This window comes from Paenibacillus aurantiacus (genome assembly GCF_042431225.1).
Classification (GTDB): Bacteria; Bacillota; Bacilli; order Paenibacillales; family Paenibacillaceae; genus Paenibacillus_Z; species Paenibacillus_Z aurantiacus.
In genome coordinates, this window is the sequence record NZ_JBHMDO010000018.1 from 39,274 (window position 1) to 52,209 (window position 12,936).

The 12,936-nt window shown below is 58.6% G+C and carries 8 protein-coding genes; all 8 read left to right on the top strand.

What is annotated here, in order from left to right:
- Positions 1 to 89 precede the first annotated feature (89 nt).
- The 8 genes from ACFFSY_RS11000 (at position 90) to ACFFSY_RS11035 (ending at position 12,934) form a co-directional block, all read left to right on the top strand.
- The gene (locus ACFFSY_RS11000) at positions 90 to 1,460 is read left to right on the top strand and encodes an ABC transporter substrate-binding protein (RefSeq protein WP_377493750.1); all 1,371 of its coding nucleotides are present in this window, start codon (positions 90 to 92) and stop codon (positions 1,458 to 1,460) included.
- Positions 1,461 to 1,545: 85 nt separating this feature from the next.
- Positions 1,546 to 4,473, top strand: a complete 2,928-nt coding sequence (locus ACFFSY_RS11005) for an extracellular solute-binding protein (RefSeq protein ID WP_377493752.1) — start codon at positions 1,546 to 1,548, stop codon at positions 4,471 to 4,473.
- 119 nt (positions 4,474 to 4,592) lie between these two features.
- A complete protein-coding gene (locus ACFFSY_RS11010) occupies positions 4,593 to 5,465 on the top strand; it encodes a carbohydrate ABC transporter permease (RefSeq protein WP_377493754.1) in 873 nt (290 codons plus the stop codon).
- 5 nt (positions 5,466 to 5,470) lie between these two features.
- Positions 5,471 to 6,352 carry a carbohydrate ABC transporter permease gene (locus ACFFSY_RS11015; protein WP_377493796.1) on the top strand — a complete coding sequence of 294 codons (882 nt, stop codon included), beginning with the start codon at positions 5,471 to 5,473 and terminating at the stop codon, positions 6,350 to 6,352.
- Between the two features lie 18 nt (positions 6,353 to 6,370).
- Positions 6,371 to 8,455, top strand: a complete 2,085-nt coding sequence (locus ACFFSY_RS11020; protein WP_377493798.1) for a YIP1 family protein — start codon at positions 6,371 to 6,373, stop codon at positions 8,453 to 8,455.
- A 13-nt stretch (positions 8,456 to 8,468) separates the two neighbouring features.
- A complete protein-coding gene (locus ACFFSY_RS11025) occupies positions 8,469 to 11,030 on the top strand; it encodes a DUF5696 domain-containing protein (protein WP_377493756.1) in 2,562 nt (853 codons plus the stop codon).
- Entirely contained in the window at positions 11,027 to 11,956 is a 930-nt protein-coding gene (locus ACFFSY_RS11030; RefSeq protein ID WP_377493758.1) for a carbohydrate ABC transporter permease, read from the top strand. The genes ACFFSY_RS11025 and ACFFSY_RS11030 overlap by 4 nt, the downstream gene beginning before the upstream one ends.
- A gap of 15 nt (positions 11,957 to 11,971) precedes the next feature.
- A complete protein-coding gene (locus ACFFSY_RS11035) occupies positions 11,972 to 12,934 on the top strand; it encodes a carbohydrate ABC transporter permease (protein WP_377493760.1) in 963 nt (320 codons plus the stop codon).
- Positions 12,935 to 12,936 lie beyond the last annotated feature (2 nt).

Genomic DNA, 12,936 nt, shown 5'->3' on the forward strand with positions numbered 1-12,936 from the left:
ACAATAAAGATACAAGCCGCACAGAACCTATCGGAAGCGTCAAGGCGGCCGGTGGATCGTAGGGCAGCTCATCAATGGGGAGGATGAAGATGAAGACATCGAAACGTCTGACGGTTATGCTTGCGCTCGTCATGCTGGCGACGGCCGGGCTATCGGCCTGTTCCTCGGGCAATTCGGGAGGTAACGCTGGGGGCAATTCCGGCGGCAACGCTGCCAAGACATCCAATGCGGTCCAGAACGATGGCGCGGCGGGCAACCAGACGACCGTCGTCAAGGAAGAGGAGCCGCCCAAGGAAGAGAGCTTGGATTTCGGCGGTCAGCCGCTCCGGATCGGTCAATGGTGGGGGATGGACGCGTACTTGAACGATGAAGAGAAAGCGAAGCAGAAGAAGGTCGAAGAGAAGTACAACACCAAGATCGAATACGTCACCGTGCCGGACACGTCGTCGCGCCTCATCACCTCCTCGGTTGCGGGCGAGCCGTTCGCCGATATCGTCATGCTGCCGATCCGGGACGCGTTCCCGAAGATGGTCATCAGCGGGTACTTGGACCCGATCGATGATGATGCCGACCTGACCCAGCCGGCGTTCGCGTCGAACAGCGTCACGATGACCAACGGCAAATTCCAAGGCAAGCAGTACGGCATCTCGGAGCCTTACGCGGAGACCCACGGCTTGTATTACGATAAAACGCTGCTGCAGCAGCTCGGCTTGCCGGATCCGTACGAGCTGCAGGAGAAGGGCGAATGGACGTGGGCGAACCTGTTGGACATTTTGAACAAGGTGAAGGCTGCCGGCAAGGTGCCGCTCTACTTCGACAGTGAATCGCTGCTCGCCTCCGTCCTCATCTATTCGAACGAAGGCAAGATCGAAGACGAGGCGACGAGCAAAATCGCGATCGACGAGCCGAATGCAATGGAAGCGCTTCAATTCTATAGCGACCTGTTCAACGTCCATAAGGTGATGAAGGTGGCAGACGGCGCTTCGTTCGGCAACGGCGATACGGCTTTCGTCAACGGCTACCGCTGGGATAATCTTGGTTACGTCAAGGATAAGCCGAATGATATCGGCTACGTCTACTTCCCGAAAGGGCCGAAAGCGTCCAATTACGTCGTTCCGTACGACAAAATGAACTTGTGGTTCATTCCGAAGGGCGTCAAAAACCCGAGAGCGGTACTCGCCGCGTTCTCGGAGCTGTTCGAGTTCGATGTCGTCAAAGGCAAGGACATCAAGCTGCAGAAGGAAGAGCCTAACATGAAGAACAAGGAATCGCTGGACACGATGCGCAAGATGATGGACAGCGAATTCAAAATTATCAACTACAAGGCGTACGTGGGGCTTGCGGACGTCATCGAAGAGGCGTTCAAGAGCATCGCTTCCGGCAGCGAGTCGCCGTCCACGGCGATCGCCAGGGTCAAGCCGATGGCGCAGGCGGCGATCGACGTCACGACCAAAAAATAATAACCGCTGATGAGGACGGAAGCGGCGGTACCCGGGGCGGTTGGAAGCTTGGGTACCGCCGTTCCTTCTGGAGAGGGGACGCAGGATGAAGAAGGTTACGTTGCGCAGGTCGCTGCTCGTCGCGCTTCTGGCGGTTAGCGTCTTGCTCCCGCAGCCTGCCCCGTTGACGCCGGCCAGTTATGCCAGCGGGCAAGCGGCAAGCGCGGACTTGCAAAGTGGGGCGAACGTGAAGCTAGGCTCCACGGCGAAGGATGGTTACGATCGATACATCGCTCAATATGCGGAAGTGCCTACGCCGAAGCAAGCGTTGATTGTGATGGCGCGCGCGTTCTCCGAGGCGCATGGAATGAACCCTCGTCAAGTCGTCGGCGTGGAAGGCGCGGACGGCGGGGTGCTGGAGACGGGCGAGAGCGGCACAGTAACCTGGGCGGTTGACGTGCCGGAGGACGGCTTGTACCAGATGTCGGTGCGCTACCGCGCGATGACGGGCAAAGGGTCGGATATGACGCGCGAGATTTGGATCGATGGCAAGCCGCCGTTCGCCGAGGCGAAAAATATCGTGTTTCAGCGGGTATGGAAGAACGACGGCGAGACCGTCCGCGACGAGAAAGGCAACGATATGTACACGCCTCAGGCCGAGGCGCTCCTATGGCAAGAAGCAGTGGCGCAAAGCTCGGATGGACGCTACAGCGAACCGTTCCGATTTTATTTGTCCAAAGGCAAACACAACCTGTCGCTCGTCTCCGTGAAGGAGCCGATGATGATCGATTACATAAAGCTGGACCAGCCCAAGAAGATCCCATCCTATGAAGAAATCAAGGCGGATTACGAACGGGAAGGGCGCGAGGCGGCTTCGGACGTGTTCGTGAAAGTGCAGGGCGAAGCGGCCGGCATGAAATCCAGCTCCTCGCTCGTGCCGATGATGGACCGCAGAAGCCCGGCCACGGAACCTTATCATGTCTCGAAGGTCCGGTTAAACACGATCGGCTCTTACGAGGCCGGACAGTGGATCGAATGGGAGTTCGACGTGCCGAAGGACGGGTTGTACAACATCGGCGTGAAATACGAGCAGAACATCTCGCGAGGGGTGACGTCATACCGGAAAGTCATGATCGACGGCGAAGTGCCGTTCGCCGAAATGAAAGCGGTCCCGTTCGACTTCGGAACGGGCTGGCAATTGAACGAGCTTGGCCCAGGGAACGGAGACGAGCCGTATCTCTTCCACTTGAGCGAAGGCAAGCACCGGCTGCGCATGGAGGTTACGCTCGGGGACATGGCGACGTACTTGCGGACAATCGAGTCGAGCGTGCTTGCGCTGAACACGATCTATCGCAAAATCGTGATGATTACGGGCACCGTGCCCGATGAATACCGGGACTACCAGCTGGACGTAAAGCTGCCGGAAATAATCGGAAAATTCAGAGAACAAGCGGACGTCATTGCCGCAATCTCGGCGCAGCTCGAGCGAACGAGCGGGGGCGGCGAGAATACCGGAACGCTCAACCGTCTCGTCTATCAGCTGCGGGATATGGCCGATCATCCCGGCACGATCGCAAGAAGGCTGGAGACGTTCAAGTCCAACACCAGCTCGCTCGGCACCTGGGTGTACACGATGAAAGAAATGCCGATGTGGATCGACTACATCGTCGTCGCTTCGCCGGAGAAGAAGATGCCGCGCGCATCCGCCTCCTTCATGGCGAATGCCAAACATCAGATCGGCACGTTCTTCGCGTCGTTCTTCAACGACTATAATGCGTTCGGCTCCGGCAAGCAGGGCGCCGAGTCGATCAAAGTATGGATAACGACGGGCCTCGACCAAGCCAAGATGATGAAGCGGATGATCGAGGAGACGTTCACTCCATCGACCGGCATCTCCGTCGAGCTTCAGGTCGTGACCGAGCCGGTGCTGCTGCAGGCGATGCTTGCGGGCCGCGGGCCGGACGTCGCGTTCGCGGTGCCGGACGACAAGCCGCTGAACTACGCGCTTCGCGGCGGCGTCGAAGATTTATCCCGCTATCCGGGTTTCGCGGAGCTGAAGACCCAGTATCACGACAGTTCGTTCGTGCCGTACGAATTCAACGGCGCGACGTACGCGCTGCCCGTCGAGCAGTATTTCCCCGTCCTCTATTACCGCAAAGATATTCTCGAGGAGCTGGGCTTGACCGTTCCCCAGACATGGGAGGACGTCTACGCGATGATCCCGGAGATGCAGAAGCATAATCTGCTGTTCGGGTTCCCGATACAAGTGCTGGTGAAGACGGGCTCCAACGTTCAGGAGAACGCGAGCCTGCCGATCAATCAGACTTACGGGACGCTGCTCTTCCAGGAAGACGGCGAGCTGTATCAGGACGGCAACAAGAAGAGCGCGCTCGATACGGAGAAATCGGTGCAGGCGTTCATGCAGTGGTCGGAGCTGTACACGACCTACAAGCTGCCGCTGACGACAGACTTCGTCAACCGGTTCCGCAGCGGCGAGATGCCGATCGGCATCTATGACTACAACCGGGCTAACGTCGTGAGCGTGGTCGCGCCGGAGCTTCAAGGCATCTGGGATTTCACGCTGGTGCCGGGCACGCGAACGGCGGACGGCTCGATCCGCCGGGACGTGCCGACTTCCGGCAGCGGCGCCGTCATGTTGAAGAGCAGCGCGCATAAGGATGCGGCTTGGACGTTCATGCGCTGGTGGGCGGAGGCGAAGACGCAGGCGCGGTACGGCTGGGAGAACGAGGCGCTCTTCGGGCCGGCCGGGCGGATCGCGACGGCGAACCGCGAGGCGGTCGATCTGCTGGCCTGGCAGGTGAAGGACTATCGGACGATCATGGAGCAGTGGGAGTGGGCCAGGGGCATCCCGCAGGTGCCCGGCGGCTATTTCACCGGACGTCATCTCGACAACGCCTTCCGCAGCGTGGTCATCTCGAACGAAGACCCGCGCGAAGCGATCGATAAATACACGATCTACATCAACGACGAAATCAAGAAGAAGCGGGAAGAATTCGGATTTCCCGCCGACTAGCCGACAAGGGGGAGAGGACCATTTCGGAACCGGTCCGTGTCAATGCCAAGCCAAGCCGGCTGCTCCCGCCGCCCGTTCGCGGGATACGATCCGGCAGGCTCAAGGAAATCGCGCGCGAGATGATGATGATGAGACAGGGCTATGCGCTCATGGCCCCGTTCTTCCTGCTGTTCTTCATCTTCACCGCGTTTCCCGTACTCATGGCTTTCGCGCTCAGTTTTACCTATTACAACGTCCTGGAACCGCCGAAGTGGGTCGGCTGGGACAATTATGCGACGCTGTTCATCAAGGATGACGTGTTTCTGATCGCGCTCAAGAATACGCTGCTGTTCGCCCTGGTTACCGGGCCGCTCAGCTATATCGCCTGCTTCCTGCTGGCGTGGCTGATCAACGAGCTGTCGCCGAAGATCCGCGCCGTCGTGACGCTGCTGTTCTATGCGCCTTCGATCTCGGGCAATGTCTATCTGATCTGGCAGGTCGGCTTCTCGGGCGATTCGTTCGGATACGTCAATGCGTTCCTGATCAAATGGGGATTCATCCTGGAGCCGATTCAGTGGCTGCAGGATCCCAAGTACATGCTTCCTATCGTCATGCTCGTGCAGCTGTGGCTTAGTCTGGGCACCGCCTTCCTCGCCTTCATCGCGGGCCTCCAGAGCATGGACCAGACGCTGGTTGAAGCAGGCGCGATCGACGGCGTGCAGAACCGGTGGCAGGAGCTGTGGTTCATTACGCTGCCGACGATGCGTCCGCAGCTTATGTTCGGCGCCGTCATGCAGATTACGAGCTCGTTCGCGGTGGCCGACGTGGCGACCAACATGGTCGGCTTCCCGAGCCCGCAATACGCGGCGCACACGATCGTGACGCACTTGAACGACTACGGGTCGATCCGCTTCGAGATGGGCTATGCGTGCGCCATCGCGACCGTGCTGTTCCTGATGATGCTCGGAACGAACATTCTCGTGCAGAAGCTGCTGCGGAAGGTGGGTGATTAGCCATGATGAGAGCCGTTCTTCGTTTGGGGAGAGAGAAGAAAATCAACCGGTCGCTGCCGGTCGATATCGCGCTCTTCGTCATTCTGGCCGCCGTCGGCGCGTTCATGGCGATCCCGTTCGTCTTCATGATCAGCACGGCGCTCAAGTCGCTTGACGAGCTGTTCTTATTCCCGCCGACCTTCATCGTCCGCAATCCGACGTTCGATAACTTTTACGATTTGTTTCTCATTTTCTCCAATTCTTGGGTGCCCTTGACGCGGTACATGTTCAATACGCTGTTCGTCTCGTTCACGGGCACGGCCGGCCATGTCATTCTGGCTTCCATGGCGGCGTATCCGCTGGCAAAGCTGAAGATCCCAGGCCGGAATTTCCTGTTCTCGCTCGTCGTCCTCTCGCTCATGTTCGCTCCTCAGGTGACGGCGATTCCGAACTACTTGACGGTCAGCTGGATCGGGCTGCTGGATTCGTACGGGTCGCTGATTCTGCCGGCGTTCGCAACCTCGCTCGGGCTGTTCTTGATGAAGCAGTTCATGGAACAAATTCCGGATTCGCTGCTTGAGGCCGCGAAGATCGACGGCGCGAGCGAGTACCGGATCTTCTGGCAGATCGTCATGCCGATCGTTAGACCCGCTTGGCTGACCTTGATTATTTTCTCGTTCAAAGGGCTGTGGGGTACCGGCAGCGGCTCACAAGGGGCCTCGTACATCTATAGCGAGCAGCTGAAGACGATGGACTACGCGTTCAGCCAGATCATCTCGGGCGGCTTCGCACGTTCCGGCCCGATGGCGGCCGCGACGCTCATCATGATGATCGTGCCGATCGCCATCTTCGTCTTCACCCAAAGCAACGTCATCCAGACCATGTCCACGTCAGGCATGAAAGATTAGAGGGGGGCGCACGTGAGAATGCGAAAGATAACCGGCCTGCTGCTGGCGATGGCGCTTCTGACCGCATGCCTGGCGGTTCCGGCGGCAGCGGAGGAACCGGAACATACGTACAACTATTCCTACTGGCGCGAGGCGGAGCCCGCTCCATTGCCGTATACGGCGGAACGAAGCATCAACGGCTCCGATCTGGGCATCGGCCCGTTCTTGAATCCGCAGGATGTCTACGTCGGCGCAGATAGCCACATCTACATCGCGGATACGGATAACGACCGGGTGGTCCATCTGGACGAGACGGGACGCTTGGCCGGCGTGATCGCCGGATTCAAGAACGATGGCAAGGATGACGCGTTCAACAAGCCCCAAGGCGTATTCGTCGACGGCGACAAGAATATGTACGTCGCCGATACGCAGAATGGGCGGATCGTGCGGCTGAACGAGGCGGGCGAGCTGCTTCGCGTATACGGTCCGCCCGTGTCGAGCGTCATTCCGAAGGATTTTCAGTATTTCCCGAATAAGGTGTCCGTCGATCGGACGGGACGGATCTACGTCGTGGCTAAGGGCGCCTACGAAGGGGTCATGGAGATCAATAGTCAAGGGAATTTCCGCGGCTACGTCGGGACGAACAAGGTGCGCTTCAGTCCGGCGGATCTGTTCTGGAAGCGGCTCGCGACCAAGGAGCAGAGCAGTCAGATGCAGCTGTTCCTGCCGGTCGAGTTCGCCAATCTTGATCTCGACGATCGCGGCTTCCTGTACGTCGTCTCCTCGGAGGCGAACGCCGCGGCGCCGATCAAGCGGCTTAACCCGGGCGGGGAAGACGTGCTGCGGCGCGAAGGGTATTTCGATCCGGTAGGAGACGTCGCCGCGCTGCGGGTCAGCGGAGAGCAGCAGGAGGCGGTCGCGAACGCGGGCAGCTCGATCTTCGGCGACGTTGCGACGGACGAGAGCGGGATGTATAGCGGGCTCGATACGAAGCGGAACCGCATCTTCACCTATAACCGCGACGGCAGCCTGCTCTATCAATTCGGCGGCTTCGGCATGACGGACGAAGCCTTCGTGAAGCCGACGGCGATCGACGTGCAGGGAGACCGTATGGTCGTGCTCGACGCAGGCATGAACCGGCTGGTCCTCTTCAATCCGACACGCTATGGGGCGTTGATCCGGACCGGCGTCAAGGCGCATTTCGCCGGACGGTCCGACGAAGCAGCCAAGACGTGGGAGCAGGTGCTCCGGTTGAACGCCAATTTCGATATCGCGTACATCGGGATCGGCAAGGCGCTCTTGAAGAAGGGCGATAACAAAACGGCAATGGCGTATTTCAAGAACGGCAACAACCGCAAGTATTATTCCGAGTCGCTCGACCGCTACCGTTCCGAATACGTGTGGAATCATTTCGGCGCGATCATGACTTCGGCTATCGGCTTGTTCGCCGCCGCCGCTAGCGGCCGCGTCTATTGGAGAAGGCGCAAGCCGGCTGCCCATTATATCGACAACGGCGTCTGGACGACGCCTCTGCGCACGATCGTACGTCCGTTCAGCGGATTCTGGGAAATGAAATACGAGCAGAAGGGCCGTGCGTGGATCGCCCTGCTGATCCTGCTGCTGCTCGTCGTGACCATGATCGTGAAACGCCAATATACCGGATTCGTAGTCAATTTCAACAAGCCGGACGAGTTGAACAGCTTGGACGAACTGAAGTTCATCGTCCTCCCGTTCCTTCTCTTCTGCGTCTCTAACTGGTCGCTTACGACGCTGATGGACGGCGAGGGCAAATTCCGGGATATCGTGATGGCCGTCGGCTATGCGATGCTTCCGCTCGTCCTTATCTTCCTGCCGCAGACGCTGCTGAGCAACCTGGTGACGCAGGGCGAAGCATCATTCTATTACTTACTGGATACGATCGCCTACCTGTGGTTCGGCTGGCTCCTGTTCATCGGGACGATGACCGTTCACCAGTATTCGATCGGGAAGACGGTGCTGACGCTGGCGCTGACCGTGTTCGTCATGGCGTTCATCGTTTTCTTGGGCTTGCTCTGCTTCAGCTTGCTGCAGCAGATGCTCCTGTTCGTCAAATCGCTGTACCGCGAAATCATCGTGCGTTGGTAAAGGAGGGATGGGAATGAAACGCAATACCATCAAGTGGCTCGTCTGCGCCATCTCCTGTGCCGGAGCGGCGGCTTTCCTGATCCTGCACTGGACGTCTGCGCCGAAGACGGAGACCGCGTCGGCAATAACCGGTCAGGCGGGTGATGAGACAGGGGCGGAGGCGGCGGATTCGCTCGCGTTCGCGCAGCCTGCGGGCCTTCAGCAAGTAACGGAGAACGATACGCTTGCGCTCCTGCTCGATCCGTCCACGACGGAGATCGCCGTAAGAGACAAGCGAAGCGGTCAAATGTGGTATTCAAATCCGCAGGACCGCGATCAGGACAAGAAGGCGGAGGGCCCAAACCGGGATAACTTGTCCGCTCAATTCTCGATCGCATATAACAACGACAAAGGCCAGAACTTTATCGCGAACAATTACGCCGAGTCGGTCAAACGCAAGCAGTTCAGCATCGCCCGGACGGAGAAGGGCGTCAAAATCGCGTACCGACTGGGCAATTTTCAGCAAGGACTCGAAGCGATCCCGTCGTTCATCTCCAAGGCGCGCATGGATGAGAAAATTCTCGGCAAGCTGGCGGACGAGAAGCAGCGCTTCGAGATCGAGAAGAGGTTCTTCCTGGACGAGGAGACTCAAATCTACAAACGCAAGGAAATCCCGGACTATGTCGTGGCCGATATCGTCGCGATTCTCGAGCAAGCCGGGTACACCTTGGAGGACGCCAAAGCCGACAATGCCGCGAATAATGCGGGAGGTGAGCAAGCGGCGGCTACCGCGAGGTTCACGATTCCGATCGAATACGAATTGGACGGCGCGGAGCTCCGCGTGCGGGTGAGCGCATCGGAAGTGAAGGATACGCCGGCATTCCCGATTCAATCCATTAAGCTGCTGGAGATGTTTGGGGCCGCGGGTGCCACCGAGCAAGGGTATATGTTCATTCCGGACGGCTCCGGCGCGCTAATCCATTTGAACAATGGCAAGACATCCGCGCTGCCATACGACATGCCCGTGTACGGGAGGGACCGCACCTTGCTGGTCCGCGAAACCGAAGGCGCGCAGGCTCCTGAACCCGCGTCGCCCCGCTTCCCGGTCTACGGGATGAAGAAGGGCGACCATGCTTTCCTGGCGATGATCGAGCAAGGCGATGCGATCGCTTCGATACAAGCGGATATTAGCGGGCGGGTGAACGCGTACAATCGCGCTTATTCGGAATTCCTGCTCAAGCCGATGGAGATGTTCACGTACCGGGTCGGCGCGGTGGCGAAGAACAGCCCGCTGTTCCCCGAGATGTACAACGGCAACATTGAAGTCCGCTATGCGTTCTTATCCGGCGCGGAAGCTGACTACTCCGGCATGGCGAACTATTACCGCCGCGCGCTCGTCCGCCAAGGAGAGCTGAAGCCGATGCAGGGCGAGTTATCTTCGCCGTTTATTCTGGAGCTGGCAGGCACGATTGACGTGCGGAAGACAATATTGGGCGTTCCTTATACGTCCTCGGAGGCGCTGACGACGTTCAAGCAGACGCAGTCGCTGCTGGAGCAGTTGAAGCACAAGCGGGTCGATCATATCAAGCTGCGTTACTCCGGCTGGTTCAACGGCGGGATCAACCATGACTACCCGAATGACGTGGAGATCGAGCGCGTTCTTGGCGGGGCGAATGGATTAGGGCAGCTGAAGGCTTATGCGGCAGACAACGGGATTAAGCTGTACCCGGATGTGGCGTTTCAACGCGTGTACCGCAGCGGAGAAGGGTTCAAGCCCAGCCGCGACGGCGCGTCGTTCCTGTTCCGGGAAGGAATCAAGCAGATGCGGCGCGATCCGGTCACGACGAATAAGGACGGGATGGACTACTACGTGCTGTCGCCGAAGAAGCTGACGGGGCTCGTCGATGATTTCCTGAAGGACTACCGGAAACTTGGATTGAACGGATTGTCATTGCGTGATCTGGGCGAAGACGTGAATTCCACGGTATCGTCGCGCTCCACGCTGGACCGGCAGGCAAGCGCGGCGATTATCGAGCAGAGCGCGGCTAAGCTAGCGGAAGGCGCCGGAAGACTGATGGTCAGCGGCGGCAACGGACCTGTTCTCCCCTATGCGGATACGGTTGTTCATGCGCCGCTCACCGACAGCCGGTTGTATTTGACCGACGAAGAGGTGCCGTTCTATGAGATGGTCGTCCATGGCTTCGTTGATTATGCGGGTTCGCCCGTTAATTTAAGCCGCGATCAGGACTACGAGACGAATCTGCTCAAGTCGCTGGAGACAGGGGCAAGTCTGTATTATCTATGGTTCGCTGGCGACCCTGCTGCCGTGCGCAGTACAGACTTCGACGATCTCTATGCGGCCCATTATTCCAATTGGTTCGAGGAAGCGATTCGCGGCTACCATGAGTTGAACGAAGCGGTCGGGGACGTGCGGCTGCAAGCGATCGTCAAGCATGAGAAGCTGGCGGACAACGTCTACCGGACGACGTATGAGAAGGGCAAGACGGTGACCGTCAATTATAATTCGCAAGCCGTGACGATCGATGGGGTTCGCATTGAGGGACGCGGCTATCGCATTGGAGGGGGGAGAACATGAGCAAGATGCGTATTCGCCTGCCGTGGAAGCTGCGCCCGGACGGGCGGAGCCTGTCGATGTCCGAGAAGAAATCGTGGCTGGGCGTGCTGTTCGTCAGTCCGTGGTTCTTCGGCTTCGTCTTCCTCTTCGCGGTCCCGCTCATCCAATCGCTTCTGTATAGCTTGAACACGCTGGAGGTCGGGCTGGAAGGGTTCGATACGACATTCGCGGGCTTGCGCTTCTACGACGAGCTGTTCACGGAGCATGCCACCTATACGCGGCTGCTCGTCGAGTCGCTGGTTGATTTGGGGATCAACATTCCGTCGATCGTCGTGTTCAGTCTGTTCGCGGCGACGCTGCTCAATCAGAAATTCCGCGGAAGGGTGCTTGCGAGGGCGATCTTCTTCCTCCCCGTACTGCTCGCCACGAATCTGATCACCGTGGAGCAGAGCAGCGACATGGCGATGGTCGCGCAGAACGTCAGCGGCGCGGATGGCGGAGGCGTGCTCAAGAGCACGGAGCTCGAAGCGCTCCTGCTGCAGTCCGGCTTCGGCAGCGGCATCACGTCTTACATAACCGGTTCGGTCAACCGGATCTATGAGATCATTAGCCATTCGGGCGTCCAGATCCTCATCTTCCTCGCGGGCCTGCAGTCGGTGTCCCCGGCCTTGTACGAAGCGGCGAAGATCGAAGGGACGACAGGCTACGAGGCGTTCTGGAAAATCACCTTCCCGATGGTCAGTCCGCTCATTCTGACCAATCTGGTCTATACGGTGATCGATTCCTACAATTACAACAAACTGAGCGTGCTCATCGGCGATACCGCCTTCGACGCGCTGAACTTCAGCTTGAGCGCGGCGATGTCGTGGGTGTATTTCGCGGTAACGGGTCTTCTGCTGCTCGTGCTGGTCCGCCTGGTGTCGACGAAAGTGTTCTACTATGAATGAACGGAGGAGATGCGCGTGAAAGAGTCGATCCTACGATCCGGGCGAGCGGCGGCGCGCTTGATCGGGCAGAAGCAGCCGCTGAACAAGCTGCAGCATGCCGCTTGGGTGCTGCTGCGCGCGGTGCTGGTGACAGGGCTGTGCTTCGTCATTCTGTACCCGCTATTCTTTAAAATCTCGATCTCGTTCAAAGCGCGAGGCGATATGCTCGATCCGACGGTGCTCTGGATACCGAAGCACTTCACGCTGGATAATTTCCGCTTCGCGGCCGACACGCTGCGCTATGCGGAGACATTCACGAATTCGCTCGTCATCTCGCTGCTGACGACGGTGCTGCAGATCGTATCCTGCTCGCTGGCGGCGTTCGGCTTCGCACGGCTAAAGTTCAAGGGCAGCGGCGTCTTGTTCGCGCTGGCGGTATTCACGATCGTCGTGCCGTCGCAGACGCTGATGATCCCGACGTACTTGAATTACCGTTATTTCGATCCGGCCGGGATCTTCGGCTTGTTCGGCGGCGGGCATGGACTAAATTTGCTCGACAGCTATTGGCCGTTCATCCTGCAGGCCATTACCGGGATGGGCATCAAGAGCGGCTTGATCATTTTCATCTTCCGGCAGTTCTTCCGAGGGATTCCGAAGGAGCTGGAGGAGGCGGCGTATATCGACGGCTGCGGCGTCTTCCAGACGTTCTGGCGCATCATGCTGCCCAATGCGGTGCCCGCCATTATCACGGGTTTCCTGTTCTCGTTCGTTTGGATGTGGAACGACAATTACTACGCCGGTCTGCTGCTGACCAAAATCAAAGTGCTGACGACGACGCTGCCGATGATGTGGACGGCCACCCAGTTCGAGGATGGCCTGTACGGCTACATGATCAAGAACACCGGCGAGCTGCTGTTCATAGCGCCGATTATCATTTTGTACATGTTCGTGCAACGGTACTTCACGGAAAGCATTGAACGGACTGGGCTTGTCGGCTGACG